The sequence below is a fragment of the Alicyclobacillus macrosporangiidus CPP55 genome (assembly GCF_000702485.1).
Classification (GTDB): domain Bacteria; phylum Bacillota; class Bacilli; order Alicyclobacillales; family Alicyclobacillaceae; genus Alicyclobacillus_H; species Alicyclobacillus_H macrosporangiidus_B.
Genome location: NZ_JNIL01000001.1, coordinates 15,853 through 32,704, shown reverse-complemented (window position 1 = coordinate 32,704; position 16,852 = coordinate 15,853). Strand labels below are relative to the sequence as shown.

The 16,852-nt window shown below is 55.0% G+C and carries 19 protein-coding genes and 1 pseudogene; 14 read left to right on the top strand and 6 right to left on the bottom strand.

Annotated features, from left to right (window positions below):
* Window positions 1-46: 46 nt before the first annotated feature.
* Complete coding sequence (locus tag N687_RS0100195; protein ID WP_029419949.1) at window positions 47-1,390, top strand: IS1380 family transposase; 1,344 nt, start codon at window positions 47-49, stop codon at window positions 1,388-1,390.
* Between the two features lie 238 nt (window positions 1,391-1,628).
* The gene (locus N687_RS22675; RefSeq protein WP_156039981.1) at window positions 1,629-1,898 is read left to right on the top strand and encodes an Lrp/AsnC ligand binding domain-containing protein; all 270 of its coding nucleotides are present in this window, start codon (window positions 1,629-1,631) and stop codon (window positions 1,896-1,898) included.
* 86 nt (window positions 1,899-1,984) lie between these two features.
* Here the strand turns inward: N687_RS22675 and N687_RS0100190 are convergent, their stop codons facing one another.
* From N687_RS0100190 to N687_RS0100185, 3 genes are all read right to left on the bottom strand, one after another.
* Complete coding sequence (locus tag N687_RS0100190) at window positions 1,985-2,932, bottom strand: DMT family transporter (protein ID WP_081841025.1); 948 nt, start codon at window positions 2,930-2,932, stop codon at window positions 1,985-1,987.
* A 70-nt stretch (window positions 2,933-3,002) separates the two neighbouring features.
* Window positions 3,003-3,371: a DUF523 domain-containing protein gene (locus N687_RS22670; protein WP_081841024.1), complete on the bottom strand. Its 369-nt coding sequence runs from the start codon at window positions 3,369-3,371 to the stop codon at window positions 3,003-3,005.
* Window positions 3,372-3,425: 54 nt separating this feature from the next.
* Window positions 3,426-4,085: a class I SAM-dependent methyltransferase gene (locus tag N687_RS0100185; RefSeq protein WP_029419947.1), complete on the bottom strand. Its 660-nt coding sequence runs from the start codon at window positions 4,083-4,085 to the stop codon at window positions 3,426-3,428.
* Between the two features lie 149 nt (window positions 4,086-4,234).
* Between N687_RS0100185 and N687_RS0100180 the strand changes: the two genes are divergently transcribed.
* The 5 genes and pseudogenes from N687_RS0100180 (at window position 4,235) to N687_RS0100165 (ending at window position 6,583) form a co-directional block, all read left to right on the top strand.
* Complete coding sequence (locus tag N687_RS0100180; protein WP_029419946.1) at window positions 4,235-4,492, top strand: Gfo/Idh/MocA family oxidoreductase; 258 nt, start codon at window positions 4,235-4,237, stop codon at window positions 4,490-4,492.
* Between the two features lie 21 nt (window positions 4,493-4,513).
* Window positions 4,514-4,801: a transposase gene (locus N687_RS0100175; RefSeq protein WP_029419945.1), complete on the top strand. Its 288-nt coding sequence runs from the start codon at window positions 4,514-4,516 to the stop codon at window positions 4,799-4,801.
* Window positions 4,786-5,667 (top strand): IS3 family transposase, encoded by an 882-nt coding sequence (locus N687_RS0100170; protein WP_029419944.1) that lies wholly within the window; start codon window positions 4,786-4,788, stop codon window positions 5,665-5,667. Before N687_RS0100175 ends, N687_RS0100170 begins: the two co-directional genes overlap by 16 nt.
* Window positions 5,668-5,761: 94 nt before the next feature.
* Window positions 5,762-5,869: pseudogene (locus tag N687_RS25005) on the top strand (Gfo/Idh/MocA family oxidoreductase); the annotation flags it as partial.
* Window positions 5,858-6,583 (top strand): Gfo/Idh/MocA family protein, encoded by a 726-nt coding sequence (locus N687_RS0100165; protein WP_035461953.1) that lies wholly within the window; start codon window positions 5,858-5,860, stop codon window positions 6,581-6,583. The pseudogene N687_RS25005 and the gene N687_RS0100165, both read left to right, overlap by 12 nt.
* A gap of 994 nt (window positions 6,584-7,577) precedes the next feature.
* Here the strand turns inward: N687_RS0100165 and N687_RS0100160 are convergent.
* Both N687_RS0100160 and N687_RS0100155 read right to left on the bottom strand, forming a co-directional pair.
* Window positions 7,578-8,093, bottom strand: coding sequence for a DNA topology modulation protein (locus tag N687_RS0100160; RefSeq protein ID WP_029419942.1), 516 nt, complete (start codon window positions 8,091-8,093; stop codon window positions 7,578-7,580).
* Window positions 8,094-8,174: 81 nt separating this feature from the next.
* Entirely contained in the window at window positions 8,175-8,558 is a 384-nt protein-coding gene (locus N687_RS0100155; protein ID WP_035462585.1) for a VOC family protein, read from the bottom strand.
* Between the two features lie 239 nt (window positions 8,559-8,797).
* On the opposite strand from N687_RS0100155, the gene istA reads away from it, so the two are divergent.
* Window positions 8,798-10,255 carry an IS21 family transposase gene (gene istA / locus N687_RS0100150; protein ID WP_231493555.1) on the top strand — a complete coding sequence of 486 codons (1,458 nt, stop codon included), beginning with the start codon at window positions 8,798-8,800 and terminating at the stop codon, window positions 10,253-10,255.
* A complete protein-coding gene (gene istB, locus N687_RS0100145) occupies window positions 10,255-11,016 on the top strand; it encodes an IS21-like element helper ATPase IstB (RefSeq protein WP_029419939.1) in 762 nt (253 codons plus the stop codon). The genes istA and istB overlap by 1 nt, the downstream gene beginning before the upstream one ends.
* Window positions 11,017-11,630: 614 nt before the next feature.
* On the opposite strand, the gene N687_RS0100140 is transcribed toward istB, so the two are convergent.
* Window positions 11,631-12,155, bottom strand: coding sequence for a YfiT family bacillithiol transferase (locus N687_RS0100140; RefSeq protein WP_029419938.1), 525 nt, complete (start codon window positions 12,153-12,155; stop codon window positions 11,631-11,633).
* Window positions 12,156-12,427: 272 nt separating this feature from the next.
* Here N687_RS0100140 and N687_RS0100135 point away from each other — a divergent pair, with 272 nt between their 5' ends.
* The 5 genes from N687_RS0100135 (at window position 12,428) to N687_RS0100115 (ending at window position 16,850) form a co-directional block, all read left to right on the top strand.
* Window positions 12,428-13,648, top strand: coding sequence for an IS110 family transposase (locus N687_RS0100135; RefSeq protein ID WP_029419937.1), 1,221 nt, complete (start codon window positions 12,428-12,430; stop codon window positions 13,646-13,648).
* Window positions 13,649-13,800: 152 nt separating this feature from the next.
* The gene (gene tnpA, locus N687_RS0100130) at window positions 13,801-14,121 is read left to right on the top strand and encodes an IS66 family insertion sequence element accessory protein TnpA (protein ID WP_029419936.1); all 321 of its coding nucleotides are present in this window, start codon (window positions 13,801-13,803) and stop codon (window positions 14,119-14,121) included.
* Window positions 14,115-14,477 carry an IS66 family insertion sequence element accessory protein TnpB gene (gene tnpB, locus N687_RS0100125; RefSeq protein ID WP_029419935.1) on the top strand — a complete coding sequence of 121 codons (363 nt, stop codon included), beginning with the start codon at window positions 14,115-14,117 and terminating at the stop codon, window positions 14,475-14,477. The genes tnpA and tnpB overlap by 7 nt, the downstream gene beginning before the upstream one ends.
* Before the next feature lie 69 nt (window positions 14,478-14,546).
* Window positions 14,547-16,133 (top strand): IS66 family transposase, encoded by a 1,587-nt coding sequence (gene tnpC, locus N687_RS0100120; protein WP_029419934.1) that lies wholly within the window; start codon window positions 14,547-14,549, stop codon window positions 16,131-16,133.
* A gap of 282 nt (window positions 16,134-16,415) precedes the next feature.
* Window positions 16,416-16,850, top strand: a complete 435-nt coding sequence (locus N687_RS0100115) for a GNAT family N-acetyltransferase (protein ID WP_029419933.1) — start codon at window positions 16,416-16,418, stop codon at window positions 16,848-16,850.
* Window positions 16,851-16,852 lie beyond the last annotated feature (2 nt).

Genomic DNA, 16,852 nt, shown 5'->3' with positions numbered 1-16,852 from the left:
GATGTCCGTTCCCTTCAATCCCCCTTCACCTCAGAGGTGAACCCCCTTGCGCTTTATCATCGAAGAATCCGACGAAGTCATTGTCACACATTCTGGAATGACCCTTGTCGGTTTATTGCTGGACAAAACCACTCTCGGTGAACGCCTGAATCGGACTCGCCTGTCAGGCATGGGAAAACCAGACATTTCAAACCGTGATGTGGCGTACTCATACATCGGCCTGCTTTGTCAAGGCAAGACGGACTTTGACCACATCGAAGCCTTTCGTGATGACGAGTTTTTCACGATCGCACTACAGATGGACAGCGTGCCTTCGAGCCCAACGCTGCGCCAGCGTTTGGATATGGCCGCCGGAAAGGCCGGCTGGGAGAGTATTTTACTCGAAGAGTCCGCAAACCTCTTGAGAACCCTGAATGTTACACTGCATCCGATTGTGCTGGGTGAGTCATCGAAACGCCGGGCTTACATTCCCCTGGACCTTGACGTGAGCCCATTTGATAACTCGGGAACGAAAAAAGAAGGCGTCTCCCGCACGTACAAAGGCCACGATGGATACGCCCCAATCTTTGCTTACCTCGGCCAAGAGGGCTATGTGGTCAATGTTCAGCTGCGTGAAGGCAGTACCCATGTTCAAAAGGATACAGCGGCCTTCTTGCGCAAGAGTATTCAGTACGCAAAGCAGATTTCAGCCCTTCCGCTGCTCGTTCGCATGGATGCCGGAAATGACAGTGCAGAAAACCTTGCCGTGTGTCGTTCTCAGGACAGCAGGGCCGAGTTCATTATCAAACGGAATCTGCGAAAGGAAAGCCCCCAGGCCTGGCTCGTGACCGCCCAGCAGCACGGTGTATGCCACGAACCTCGGCCAGGCAAGAAAGTGTATCACGGTTCGCTGATGTGCCCGGTCAAGGGCCTGTCGGAACCAGTTCGGATGGTATTCGAAGTCATCGAACGGACCACCATGGCCGACGGGCAAACCCTGTTGGTCCCAGACATCGAGGTCGACGCCTACTGGACCTCACTGCCCGACGACCCAGATGTGATCATTCGTCTGTACCATGACCACGCCGTGATGGAACAGTTCCACAGCGAAATCAAGACGGATCTGGACGCTGAACGGTTACCGTCAGGCAAGTTCGCAACCAACAACCTGGTACTGCATTTTGTATGCATGGCTTACAACTTGCTGAGGGTGATTGGCCAGGAAAGCCTAAAACGCAACGATGCACCTCTGCGTAAGAAGGCAGAACGTCGTCGTATCCGGACGGTGATTCAGAACTTGATGACCTTGGCTGCGAAACTAGTCCGACATGCCAGGCAGAGCAAACTGAAGTTGGGGCATGGGAACCGATGGTTCCCTGTGTTTCGCCGTTTGTATTTGACCTTCGTATAACATGTGCCGTCTTGTGGCCTGGGAACAAAGCCTGACGATGAACAGGCCGGGGAAGTTATTCGCTTCTGCGGGAACTGGCGTTCCCTTACGGTTGAATTCGATGGAATCGCTCCACGCACCAATGCAGTCGCAGCCCGTTCGATGCAAGATAAACGCCGCATGAGTGCTCGACAGGTACCCTGTCACGGATTCAGGCGGATATCATATAGCGGTTGACCCGTTTAAGCTTGGTGCGACGATGATGGTGTCCATTCGGATGACAACATCCGGTGGCAATTACGATCGACTGACAGAGACCATTCAGCATATGGATGAAATCCTCGAGTGCCACCGCTTGACCGGGAGTGACTGCTTTATCATGAAAGCCGTCGTATCTTCCATTGGCCATTTGGAAGATCTGATCAAACGCCTCATTCCATTTGGCTCAGTGAATACTTCTGTCGTTTTGTCGTCGCCAGTCAAGCATCGAACCATCACTGGGCCTATCAGCGATCCACGAATAACGTAAATCGTGCTGTGCAGTGTTTCGCTTGGTACGCACGATCGTATGTTTACGATGGACGATTTGAGTCGCTCCAGATTTCCAAAGTATTGTTAAGAAATCCTCCTCCCCCATAGCATGGCGGCCACGATACACAACCCACCCACCATCTCTACAACGGAGAGATGTTCTCCAAGAAGCAGCACGGAACACACGGCCGCAAATACAGGCTCACTACTCATCAGAACCGCCACTCGAGCAGGCGACGTCCGCCGAATCATAGTCATCTGGATGAAAAATGCGAACATCGTTGCAAAAACTGCAAGATACCCTGTGATGAGCCAAAACGAAAGCGTTAAGCCTGTAAGAGATGGGTGTTGAAACATACTCACAACGCCGGATCCAATCGCAACGACGCCAAGCTGGATAGTGGTGAGCGCCCCGGAATCCACCTGTTTCCCGTCCGTCATTTTCTTCGTCAACGTCATTTGGCTCGCTCGACAGAGTGCCGCTCCAAGAACCAGCAAGTCTCCAAGATTGACATGAATCTGAGCCCCACGCATCGTGAGCAAAGCCGTGCCCAAGACGGATAACACGACAGCACCAAGAAGCCCTAGTTTCGCCCGCCTGCGGTAAACGATGCTGTCTATCAGGGGAACCATCACAGCAAACAAGCTAATGATGAATCCGGCATTGGCAGCCGAGGTATTCGCCACCCCGTACGTCTCTAATGTAAAGATTGCTAAGAGAAACAGGCCAAACACAAGACCGGTGAGCCACGTTGAGCGGTCAGCCCGTCGAATGGCACCGAACGTCAGCGGCAGCATGAGAACGGTTGTCAGAGCAAACCGAATGAAAAGGAACTGTAAAACGGGTACGGATGAGACAACATCCTTCGAGGCAACGTACGTGGTTCCCCAGATGAGAGCAACCAGCAGCAGGGAAATGTCCGCCGTCCACCGTGAGTTCCAAATCCTCTTCCCGACCGAAATAAATACGTTTTTGTTTTCGTGGTTTTGATTCAACGCCTCGAAACTTACCCGTTCAAAAATATACTCCACTCCACTTCCTCCCTCTCTCTATCCATTCTCAGTTAATTGTTTCATAAAAGTCTGAGATGCAAACTTACCTTTAAGGGCGCCATATGCGAAGTCCAAAAGCCCAGAAAACCGCAGCGGTTTTTTGCACGCAGACCCTGCGGAACACCACCTCAACTACCATTTGTGCAAGTCGAAGTGCCTGTTCAGCACAACGAATAAATTCATCGGTAACACCATTGCCCTGTGAGTCGATGACCTTGGCTCTCCCGTCGAGCACATAAAATCCGTCACCGCCGACAACTTCGGCGGGATTCCTTGGCGTAGGTAGACCTCCCATTTGCTCAGGGCAGACTGATATCGCCTCTCCAGAACGAACCATCGCCTCAATATCGTGGCCCGTCGCTGCTCTTTGGTCGTATCGACATTTACATCCTGCCAAGCATGCGCTGACTACCTTCATGCCTTCCACCACCAATTTGAACAGACGTACTGTCGAAGTGATACCTCGATTCGCCTACAACTTTTGTGCAGCTACGAACCAGAGCTGCAAATCCTCGGTCTCGCCACTCGGGTCAGCTTCAGTTTGAACATGAAGCTTCTGTTCCAAAATCTTGTAGTCCGCTTCAAGCATCGTCCGAATCTCTATCTCATCAAAAAAATGCAGAGGCTTTCCCTCATGTTTCTCAAATGTATTCGGCTCAACTTCAGGGCCAATCCCGTAGTTGTTCGTGTCGAAAACTGAAATACAAGAGAACGCAAAAGTACCGCCTCGTTTCAGGAGTGAAGTCAGTCGACGGACTAGTTTGTCCCGTTCGGCTGCCAAAAACAGGTGAAGCACGTTGGACAGATATATCCCGTCAAACTCCTTCCCAGTCAGAAATGCGGCGTCAAAAATGTCCCCCACTGCGTAATCGATGTCGATAGAACGTTCCCTAGCCTGCGCAGTGGCCAGTTCGATAGCGACATCAGATACATCAAACGCCGTTACTCGATAGCCTTTTTCTGCAAAGAAAACACTGTTCCGGCCGTACCCACAACCCGGCACGAGCAGATCTTTCACGTTCGCCGATCTGAAATGCTCGTTTGCCATCAAAGCGGAGGGACATGGATCATCACCCCAGATGCGGCCGTTTGCGTACCTGGCGTTCCAATATGAATTCATCAATGTAGCCAAATGGACTCCCTCTTAAGGAATAGATGTTTTCATGAGGGCCCCTCGTCAAGGTCCATCATCGATATAGAAAAGTTTACCGTACCGCCTGGGTATGCGATAGTTCAAATAGAATATCTCGTGGTGTTACAGTCGAGGAAAGGAGTTTTGCGATGCCGATACGTGTTGGCATCATTGGGACCGGTTTCGGTGCCACCGTCCATGCCCCAATTCTCAAACAGCACCCTAAGTACGATCTCGTTTCCATTGCCAGTATGCGTCCTGGACGAGCTACAGACGTGGCCGTCGATCTTGGCATACCGAATGCGTACGATGATTGGCGACAGATGATGAACGCCGGTGGATTGGATTTGATTGTGATTGCCACTATACTTGCCCCAGAGTCAACCCAGACAGAAGGGATGGGTTAAGATGAAGCAGAGGTGTTTGTGATGCCGGGACGTAAGTGGACAGTGGACGAAAAGATGAACGTCGTGCTCGAGGGCATGATGCCCGGTGCGAACATCAGCGAGGTATGTCGGCGGCATGGCGTGGCCCAGAGTCTGTATTACAGGTGGCGTGAAGCGTTCCTGGCTGGTGGACGGGCTGGACTTCAGTCCGGACCCTCTACGAGGGAGCAGGAGCTGGAGAAGGAGTTGCAGGAGGCTCGGGCTAAGATCGGTGAACTTACGATGCAGGTGGATGTGTTGCGAAAAAAATCGAATTGGGGCCGGAAGTAAATAGCCGTTCTTTGGTCTGTCAGCTCGCCAAAGAAGGGTTTCCGGTCCCAGTGATTGCAAAAGCGTTAGGGCTGAACCGGACGTACTGTTACAGCTTGCTGAAGCCGCCTGTGCCAAAGCCGAACCGGCCTCCTGTGGACAAGGACGCTCTGGTCAAACAGTGGATTCGGAAACTGTGCGAAGAATTCCCCACGTACGGATACCGGCGAATCCAAGTCATGCTGCGTCGCCGATACAACCTGCGGGTGAACCATAAGCGGGTGTATCGGCTGATGAAGGAAATGGGGCTGCTGGTGAAATCTCCGAGGAAGGGCGCTTCACGAGCGAAACGGCGAGGGAAGATACCGGTCACCAGGTCCAACGAGCATTTCCAGTGCGACATGACGAAGGTGTGGTGTGGGAAAGACGGATGGGGATATCTGTTTGCCGTGATTGACGCTTATGACCGGGAGATTGTGGGGTACTCGTTTTCCCGGTTCTGCCGTACGGAGGACCTGCTGAAGGCTGTGGATATGGCGCTGAACTATCGCTTCCCGAATGGCGTTCAAGGTGCCGGTTTGACATTACGAACGGACAATGGCTGCCAGATGACGAGTCGACGGTTCATCGAAGCGATGAAGGCCTGCCAAATCAACCACGAGCGGACGGGGTACAACAACCCTGATGCTGACGGATACATCGAGCGATTCTTCCGGTCGCTGAAGGAGGAGGAGGTCTGGCTGCAGGAATACAGCAGCTTTGCCGAGGCGAAAGCGGCGATTGAGTCGTACATTCACTTTTACAACACGGACCGACCACATTCCGCACTAGGTTATCGCTCGCCGTTGGAATTCAGAAATTGGAAAATGCAACAAAACGCAGCGTGAGACGGTTTTTATCTGAATTGCAAGTCTCTCATTTCTCTCTTAAAAGCCATCCCATCTGTCTTGACAAAGTCGGGTTCAATACGCCACCAAACCCGGTCTTCATGCGGAAATGGTGGAGCATGCGCTTTCCACCTCGCATCACGTACTCTGCGAGAAGCCGCCTGCCCTTAACGGATCGGAGGCCGAGAGGATGGCCGAGGTCTCGCATGGAAGCGCCAGGGTTGCTGCGATGAACTTCGAGTGGCGGTATCTGCCGGAGCGTCAGGCTGTCCAACGGATCCTGAACGGTCGCCAACTGGGGGACATCATCCAGGTGAATTGGTCGGAAGTTTGGCCCCTTTGGCCGCAGATCCGGGAGAGCGAAGCATCGTGGCACTGGTTGGCCGAAGAAGGCGGTGGCATGCTTGGTGCCATCGGATCGCATATCATCGACGCCCTTTGTCATTGGTTCGGACCGTTTGCCATCATTCAGGGGCAAACGGTGAACCACGTCCCGAGGCGAAAAAGTGGACTGGACTGGGTGGGTACAACTGCCGAAGACAGTTTCTCATTCATCGGTCGATTCGAGAGTGGACCAACCTGTGCGGTCAGTTGCACGGTTGCGGCGGTGGGTCGCCCACTACAGATTGAGATTATCGGGACGGAAGGAACCTTGAGGATAAACGGACACGAACTGACGATGGCGACAGCCCAAACTAAACAATTTCATCCGGTACAATTGGAGCCACTCATGGATGCATCGTCCTTCCCCAAGGAGATTGAAGGGTACATCCATGCTCAGTGGCGTCTGTACGACGAACTGGCCAAGGCCATTGGTGGTCTACACTGCCCCCATCTGCCGACGATGGATGACGCTGTGCGAGTGCAGGCTGTGATGGATGCAATTCGCCGTATTCAAATCAAAGCAGACATCTGATCGTTAATGAAGGAACATCTCTTGGCGTGAATAGGATTCAAGCACCCGGTGTTTAGGTGTATCTCATCGAGGTCCACACTCGAACAGTCTGTTGTGATCAACCAGGCTGTAGATAGCCTACCATGTACATGCGAGGATGTGGTCAGGTGAAGCGGAGCTTATTGTATTTTTCGCTGGTCTTGTTATCCGGCTGCGGAACCCAACAGAGTGCTTCACAGACACCAACGGCGGAGCCGACTATGGTCACCATTACACAATATCACGATGCAGACCCGTCGTTTCATGTTCAATTACCATCTCCTCAAGCAAGACAACTGTATCATGATATCGGGCAGCTTTCGCCGGCGCCGCCTGGGCCGACCAGTTGTCCAATGGACAACGGGGTTTCCTATGAGCTCAAATTCACTTCTTCGTCGAATCAAACACTCATGGATGCACACCTCCAGGCAGCGGGATGTCGGATACTTTCATACGGGAATCGAGCGTATTGGACACTCGATCAGCAGGGAGATGTGCTTTGGAACGATCTACAAACGTATCTGCATATGAGTAGCGATGAGCTTCACGGGTACTCACGTGGTTGATGCTCGTCACGCAGGCCGAGGCCATGTTGCACTGGTCGTCGGCCAGTGGGGCCAAGCCTGGTGCAGCAAATACCCAAGATGTGACACCGTGTCACACCTTTGCATCTTCAAAAAGATCGCATTCGTGACGAGGAACCCAGCAGCCTTGCCAGGACACTTGCCTATAAGAAGGGCTGCGCAGACGGGCAACCTTGGCGGACCTCACAGATGCGCCTCAATTTGATCTTACCCGCCCTAATAGGGCCGGAGAAGTAAATCCGACCCGCCGGCATGTGGGTGCCGCTCCTCGCAAGATGCTCCGTCACGTCGTCGGAGCAGATACGTGACCTCGTCGACGTGAGCACAAGAACACGTGAAAGGCCAGGTGTTCAATGCAACGTGGCGGCGACCGTAAAGGGGGTGATTGCTAATCAGCACTGTTGTAACGCAGCCAAATACTCTTCGACTTGCTGCCTCGATTTCAACCAAACGACCTGCTTCCCTTGTCGACGTGCCTCTGCCAACCGCTTGACAATCTTCGCTTGCTCCCGCTGTCTAAACCTCCATGTGTATCGAAGAAACTCAAGATCAATCTTCTCGGGGCATCCTTCAGCCATGTCGGGCCTCGTTCGACCGTGAGAACGGATGATCCTCTTTGCAATTCTCCACAGGCACACACGCCGTGGGATGTCGAGGAATATCACAGTGTCCGCAGCTTGAATGCGAATGTCCATCGTGGCTCCGTAATTTCCATCAATTATCCAAGACCCCTGTTTCACCAGACGGTGTTGGAGAGAGATCCACTCTTCCCTTGGTGTCTGGACCCAACCTGGTTTCCAGAACAGCCGATCAAGGTGGAACACCTCTATTCCGGTGATGTCACCAAGTCGACGTGCAAAAGTCGACTTGCCGGCTCCTGGCGAGCCAATGATGGCCACCTTTCTCATGCTCGGACGCCCTTTCACCATTAATGTCTATTTGTTTCCTTACGGCCAGAAATCTTGATGTCCTTTAACGTAAGCCGTCGTTCACCTCCACACCTTCATCCGTTCCGCCAAAGTACCTGTGTGAAACTCAAGCTGTGTGCCATCGGGATCGAGAAAATTTACCGTCCAACCGCCACCACGTTCAACCGGACCCCTCACAATCGGAACATTGGCTGTTCGGAGAACCTCCACCGCCGCACGAAATTGGTCGGGCTCTATGTAGAGCGCCACATGGTCGACCCCGATTTGCTGTCTCTGTGGCGTAAGTTCTGGTCTCTCTTGGAGACAGATCCATGCCGCTCCCCACTCAAGATAGGCATCCTTGCGGCCGTGGTGAACCAGCCTCATACCGAGGATTTCAACGTAAAACCGAAGGGATTTTTCTAGGTTAGATACGTTGATAGTCACGTGGCTAAAGCCCTTAATAGCTGCACTGGCTGGACGGGTGATGGAGTGAAGTTCGCAGTTGCAGTTCAAGATGGTCACCGCTTCCGGCACATTCGAGATATCCCATACAGGTATGATCCACTGTGTTTGCTAACGTAAAAGTTGACCACGTGGGGGTACATTGACAACCAAAAAGTTGACCACCCCGGCACCTCTTTCCTGTACCCTGGAGTTTGGTCCGAACTCTGGGGGGACAGGAGGAAAGGAATGTGCTCGAGATGGTCGACAAGGAGTATATCAGAAAGCGGTACTATGTGGACGGGTGGTCGATACGTAAAATCAGCCGGCAATGCCAAGTGTCGCGACAAACAGTGCGCAAGATGCTGGCCGACGCTGATATCCCCAAGTATCGGTTGACCAAACCCCGCTCCCGCCCGGCTATGGAACGATGGATCCCCGTCATCGAGTCCTGGCTTAAGGAGGAGGAGAAGGCGGGAGCCCCCAAGAAACAGCGGTATGTGTCCTCAAGAATCTACGAGCGGCTGCAGGAGGAGTACGGCGAGGAGTTCACCGCGGCTGAATCCACCGTCCGGTACTGGGTAAGCAGGCTGAGAAAACGCAGGCAGGAGGCGTATATCCCACTTGCTTCGGACGCCGGTGAGCTGGCGCAGGCCGACTTCGGGCGAGTCGTTGTGAAGATAAACGGCAAGAAGACGGAGGTCAGCCTGTTCGTCATGCGGCTGCGGTACAGCGGCGTCATCTTTGCCTGTGCCTTCTCTACGGAGAAGATTGAAGCGTTCCTCGAGGGTCACCGCCGCGCATTCGAATGGTTCGGTGGCGTGCCACGCAGTGTTCGCTACGACAACCCAAAAACCGCGGTTACCAAGATCCTGGCTGGCCCCGCCCGCGAGGAGCACGTGCTTCTGTCCAACCTGCGTGCCCACTACCTGTTCGACAGCGAATTCTGCCGTCCCGGTGAACCACACGAGAAAGGCAGCGTCGAAAACGGCGTTGGTTACGTCCGCCGCCATACGTGTGTTCCCGTTCCTGACGTGGCCGACCTGGATCCCCTGAACGACCTGATTCTTCAGTGGTGCGAGAAAGAGCGTGGCAAACGGTGGTCCGCTTGGGAGCAAGAGCGGGCAGGGCTGCGTGCACTGCCGGAGCGCCCTCACTGTTGCGCTACCACACGGCCCGTCACGGTGAACAAGCTGTGTCTCGTCAGCTTTGACCACAACCGCTACTCCGTCCCCAGCATATACGTGGGCAAGACGCTGCTGTTGAGGGTGTATGCCGAGCGGATTGAGGTGCTCGACAGGGAACGGGTGGTGGCCAGTCACCCCAGGAGCCACGAGCGTCAACAGACCATCATGGACCTCGGACACTATCTGCCGGTTTTGGCTTACAAACCACATGCCGCCACGCACGCGGCGGTCGTCCGGCAGTTACCGGAGGTGTACCAACGCATCCGGGTCCGGATGGCGAACAGCAGACCGGATGGATACAAGGACTTCGTAGCCATCCTCATGCTGCACCAGGTCTGGCGAGCGGAGGACATTCTGCGAGCGATTGAGGAAATTGGGCCGGATGTCGTTACAGCCAACCAGAGCAAGCGGCATCTATTACGCACCTCACCGGAATCCGCGGGCATCGTGCCAGACAGTTTGCAAATGTATCGCCTCGCGCAGCCCAATCCGTCCAGATACGACGCACTGACGAAAGGGGTGGTCCACTGATGTCTGACGACGTACACGCGGCCATGGTGGAGATTTACTGCAAGGAGTTGAAGATGCCGGGCTTACGCAAGGCGTACGCGGCGCTGGCAAGGGAGGCGGGAGTGCACAGCCACTCCCCCGTCCAGTACCTTGCCGCCTGCCTCGCCGAGGAGATTGAGTCGAGGAAGGCCAGTCGGCTGCAGGCCTACACCCAACAGGCGCGGTTTCCCGCCCACAAGACCCTGCAGGAGTTCGACTTCACCGCGATTCCGACGCTGCAGAAGCAGCGGATTGTGCACCTGGCGGGAGGAGACTTCATTCGGGCCAAGGAAAACGTGATCTGCATGGGCGCTAGCGGAACGGGCAAGACGCACATTGCGATAGCCATCGGGCTGGCCGCCATCTCAGCGGGCTACAGAGTGCGGTTCATCACCGTCATGCAGCTGGTCCAGGAGCTCTTACAGGCAGAGTCAGAGTACCGACTGCCCAGATACCTTCGGACGTGGGACAAGTACGACCTGGTCTGCTTGGACGAGTTAGGGTATGTATCCTTAACTCAAGGTGGGCCACTACTGTTCCAATTCTGTGCGGAGCGGTACGAGAAGGGCAGCATCCTCATCACGACGAACCTGGAGTTCGCGAAATGGACGGACGTGTTCCACGACGCGACGCTGACGACAGCCCTCCTCGACCGACTGACCCACCACTCCCACATCCTGCTGTTTGAAGGCGAATCCTACCGATTCCGAGAGAGCCAAAGACGAGTTGCAGCCCAGCTGTGAGGGGCCTGTCGGGCCTCCGCCAGGCACCAGACTCGCTACGCCAGGGGTGGTCAACTTTTCGATTAGCAAAGTGGTCAACTTTTCGCTTGACAAACACAGCACTCACCAAAGCGTTCACACTGTCACCGTGCAGTCCAGATATATTCTCGATCGCACCAGAAGCCGGGATCCAATCGCCCAAGACCGGCAGGTCACCAGGATATGTTATCAATCCGCTTGCAAGCTTCTCCAATAGCACATAGGTTTGGTCAATGGAGAGGGTTGTATCGCCAACTGACGAAATATAGTCCCACAGGGTAAACTAAGTGGTGCCCACGGAGTGCGGTCCTGGGGCAATGGTGGTGACCGGCGAAACCACTGGTACACCCTGCCCGGCAAGGTGCTGTGCCACCGCCCCTTCACGTTCTGCAACGGCTCGCCAATATGACGGATCTTCGTCCCCGAACAGAGTCAGCACTCTGGCCACACAATCACAGGGAAGCAAACGCACGATCAAGTTTCCTCTGTCAGACAGGACTTGGCTATCAGTCACAGGCAACCCTAGAGATCGTGCTGCTTCAACCAGATCGGCGACCCGCTGTTCGAGGCTCTTCAAGGCCATATTTGCACACCTTTCACCAACCCATACGTTCGCACAATCTCGTAATCTGAGCGATGTGGTGCCGATTATGCCATACAAACCTGTGTAGCGCCGTGTCGAGACTGATAACCCCCAATGTTGAATGGGCGACGGTACGGCGGAAATCTTGAGGATTGAGGGCCCACAGTAGAACCGCAAAGCGCCTATGTAAGACATCCAGCAGGGTCAGGGACTCGCCAACAGGAATCTGACGATAGTCGGGCAGTTCAGCCCACAAGTCCTCCCGATACGACGGTGAGCTTGGCGTATCTTCCGTCAGACCCCGCTTGAACCGTATGTATGCGTTCATGTTGTTATCCGCCAAGTGATGAACCACTTGTCGAATCGTCCATCCCCCAGGACGATACGGGGTTTCCATCTGTTCCGATGTAAGTTTTTCAACCGTGGCACGCAGGATTGCAGGCTGAATTTCCACCTCTCTGATCAACTGTTTCCTGTCCTCACCACTTACCTCGAGGACAGGCTCATACATACCAATGGGGTAGCGTAAGTCGCCCATTCGAACATCCATCCCCCTCTCAATGTACGTAAGACATCCATGTCGAACTTCGACGCCACGGGAGCATGAAAATGAGGAGATATTGCGATACGATCGCGTCAGCAGCCGCCAGAGCTCGTTTGACGGTGGTGCATAAAGCCCGATCGTAAGACGGAGCCGGCGACCTCGAGAACCACGGTTTGTCGCTCCCCTACGGGATGCACGCACAGTAGAATTCGGATCATCGGTCGCCACGCGGTTGCGATTGTTCGCTCGATGGAGGTGCCCGTGGAATGGAAGTCGTGCATGAACGTTGCTGCGGGCTGGATGTGCACAAGAAGAAGGTTGTTGCGTGTGTACTCACCCCTGAAGGCAAAGAGATTCGCACATTCGGCACGATGACGGAAGATCTCCAAGCGATGTGCCAATGGATTCGCCAACACGGCTGCACACATGTGGCGATGGAGAGTACCGGCGTGTACTGGAAACCGATTTACAACCTATTAGAGGACCAGGGGCTTGAAATTCTTGTAGTGAACGCACAGCACATCAAACAGGTACCCGGGCGTAAGACCGATGTCAAAGATGCGGAGTGGATCGCGCAGCTTCTGCAACATGGACTTCTGAAGGGCAGCTACATTCCCTCGCGTGAGCAACGAGAGTTGCGTGAGTTGATTCGTTACCGGAAGTCGCTCATTCGCGAGCGTGCGAGTGAAGTGAACCGACTCCAAAAAGTCCTAGAAGGCGCGAATATCAAGCTGGCATCGGTCGCTTCGGACGTGCTCGGTGCGAGCGGGCGTGCGATGCTGGAAGAACTCATCGCTGGGAACACCGACGAACAAAGCATGGCTGCTCTCGCGAAAGGCCGATTGCGGAACAAGACGAAGGAGCTTGAGCAGGCGCTCAAAGGCATTGTGCGTCCTCATCAGCGGAAGCTGCTGGCCATTCAGCTTCAACACATTGATGAGTTAGACGAGTTAATCGAGGAAGTGAGCGCCGAGATAGCGCGGCGGATGCGCCCTTTTGAAGAAGACCTGGCGCGTCTCGAGGGGATTCCGGGGGTTGGGCGAAAGGCGGCAGAAATGATTGTGGCGGAAGTCGGGACGGATATGAGTCGGTTTCCGACCGCAGCGCATCTGGCATCCTGGGCAGGACTGTGTCCCGGGAACCACGAGAGTGCGGGAAAACGATACAGTGGAAAAACACGCAAGGGTGACGGATGGTTGCGAGAAACGATGATCGAATGCGCACGCGCTGCCGCCCGAGGCAAAAACACCCGCCTTTCCGCCCGATATCACCGGATTGCTGCGCGCCGGGGAACGAAACGTGCAGCGGTCGCTCTGGCGCACACCCTGCTGGTCATCGTATACCACCTGCTTAAGCACAAGGTTGCCTATCAAGACCTGGGACCTGATTACTACGATCGGCAGAATCGAGAAACGTTGATTCGACGCCACGTGCATCGGCTGAAGCAATTGGGCGTACAAGTTGTCATCACTGGGGAAGCCTCCTGAATCAATATACATAAATAACCATTCGAGAACTGCACAAGAGGGAGTATTCTCTTTTTTGTCCATTTTCTCAGTAGCGTCAAATAGTCCGCACCTAGCGCCAAGCCTTGGTCTGCGAGATGATTCCCCCAGAACCCAATCATGGAGGGATCATCGTGACGAAAGCGGAGTTGGAAGAGCTTCGTGAGCTTTGGCGCGCCCGCGTGGCCGACTTCCGGGCCAGCGGACAGACGGGCGCCGCATGGTGTGCTGCCCACCAGATCAAGGAGCACCAGCTGTGGTATTGGGTGGGCAAGTTCAAGGCGGAGCAGGTCGAGCCGCAGCCTCGTTTTGTCCCCATTCATGTCCAGGAACCGACCGGAGAGGTGGACAAGCCGCTGTCCGTCCGAGTGGGCCCGGCCATCATCGAGGTCACACCCGGTTACGACACTGAACTGCTGCGCGATGTGGTACGCACGTTGTCCGGCCTATGCTGAACATCGGTACCGGACCGGAACTGCGTGTGTACCTGGCATGCGGCAGCACAGACATGCGCAAATCCATCGACGGCTTGGCAGCCTTGGTTCAGGAGTCTTTCGAGCTGGATCCGTTTTCTCCGTGCATTTTCGTCTTTTGTAGCCGGAAGCGGGACAAGCTGAAAATCCTGTACTGGGAGCACAACGGCTTCTGGCTGTATTACCGACGCCTGGAGCGTGGACGGTTTCAATGGCCTGACACCAGTGCCGGCAAGACTGTCGTCATTGGCCGACGGGAACTGAACTGGCTGCTGGACGGGCTGTCACTCACCCAGCAGAAGGCCCACCCGCAGGTCTCAGCCAAGAGAGTGGTGTGACGGGGAAAATCGCAAAAGATGCCTTTCTAACAAGGGATTTCGGCGGCTGCGTCGAAGTCCTTTTGCATGATGAACACGACGACGGTGACCACCAACCAACCGGAATCCCTGCAGGAACGCTACGAAGCGTTGGAGCGGGAAAACGCGGAGCTGAAAAAGCAGGTGAAGCTGCTGTTGGAAGAGCTTCGCCTGGCCCGCCATCGGCATTTCGGGAAATCCAGCGAACGCACGAAAGAGGACCAGGTTCGATTGGACCTGGTGTTTAACGAGGCCGAGGCGGAGGCGCAACCGGAGGCAGAGGAACCCACTGTCGAGACGGTTACGTATCAACGACGCAAGAAACAGCCTGGCCAGCGGGAGGCCATGCTCGCAGATCTGCCTGTGGAGCGGATTGAATACCGTTTGTCGGAGCAAGAGCGGATCTGCTCGTGCTGCAACGCAGTCATGGACGAGGTGGGCGCTGAGGTCCGTCGTGAGCTCAAGCACATCCCGGCTCAGACGGTGCTGGTCGAACATGTGCAGTATAAATACGCGTGCCGGCCGTGTGACAAGCATGGGACCGAAACACCGATGGTCAAGGCGCAGATGCCCAGGCCCCCGATCCCGGGCAGTCTGGCGTCCGCCTCGATGCTGGCACATGTGATTGACAAGAAGTACGTGGACGGATTGCCACTGTACCGGCAGGAGCAGCAGTTCGCCCGGAAGGGCCTGGCATTGTCGCGGCAGACCTTAGCGAACTGGGTCGTGATAGGCGCGACACGATGGCTTAGCCTGGTGTATGACCGACTGCACGAGGAGATGCTTTCACGAAAGTACCTGCACGCGGACGAGACGACGCTACAGGTGCTGCACGAGCCTGGACGGGCGGCCGAGTCGGAGTCGTACATGTGGCTGTACCGCAGCGGCCGGGATGGGCCCCCCATCGTCCTGTTCGACTACCAGGAGACCCGCTCGAGGGAGCATCCAAGGCGGTTCCTCGGGGGATTCAAGGGTTACCTGCATGTGGATGGGTACAGCGGATACCACGACATCGAGGGTGTCACCTTGGTGGGGTGCTGGGCACACGCGAGGCGCAAGTTCGACGAGGCGCTCACAGCTCTGCCGACAGCCGAACGGAAAAAACCGACAGCGGCCCGGATTGGGCTTGAGTACTGCAACAGGCTGTTCAAGATTGAGCGCGGTTTGAAAGACGAGACACCAGAGGAACGTCGTGCCGAACGGCAGAGGCTGAGCCGGCCGGTGCTTGACGAGTTTTTGGCATGGCTTGAGGAGCAGAGCGGACAGGTGGTGCCCAAGAGTGCTTTGGGCAAGGCGGTTTCGTATTGCCTGAACCAGTGGCCGAAGCTGGTGGTGTTCCTGGAGGACGGCCATCTGGAGTTGGATAACAACCGGAGCGAGCGGTCAATCAAGCCGTTTGTAATTGGTCGCAAGAACTTCCTGTTTGCCAACACCCCACAGGGTGCGAGGGCGAGCGCCATCGCGTACAGCCTGGTGGAGACAGCCAAGGAGAACGGGCTGGACCCGTATCTGTACCTGGAACATCTGTTTGAGTGGCTGCCCAACATCCGAACGGATGACCGTGCAGCGATGGATGAGCTGCTCCCGTGGTCGGACCGCCTGCCGGAACGAATCCGGAGGCGTGGGAAAAAAGGATAGCATGAGAAATCGCCCCGCTGGGTTTCCTGGCGGGGCTGATTGTTGCCGTCCATGACTGTCGCACGACGGTTGGAGAAACGCAAGGTGTGGGGGCTTTGACGCTTACCAATGTACAGTTCCTGGTTTGTTGCAACGGCCGATTCAGTTCGTGTACATTCACTGTTTCAATATTTCACCATACATTTCCTTCCGCTGAAGACTTTTCGATGGTGACTGGGCCATGCGTCACCTGAGAGGAATTACCGGTAGCAAAGGCGAAGTCAAAGTCAGAGGAGTGGTCAAATGGAAATTCGAAAGATGAAGCCCCAGGATATCGAACAGGTCACTGTACTGTGCGAGCAGTTTGGCTATCCAGCTCGCACCGAAGAAGTTGAGGAACGGTTCCAGCGTTTGTGCCGGTTGGCGGAGCACCAACTGTTTGTTGTCGAGGAGAATTCCGCCGTTGTCGGATGGATACACGTGCATGGCATCCATTCGCTCAGTTCTGCCCCCTATGCCGAAATACGGGGAATCGTTGTTGACCGTCAATATCGTCAGCAAGGTGTGGGCCGAATGCTAATGCTGAAGGCTGAACAGTGGGCTCTGGACAACGGATATCGAGTGGTTCGTCTCAGGTCGGGAACCGAGCGACCCGAATCGCATCATTTCTATCCGAAACTCGGATACGAGCGAACAAAGACACAACATCACTACCAGAAGGTGCTGGCTGAATCGTAGAT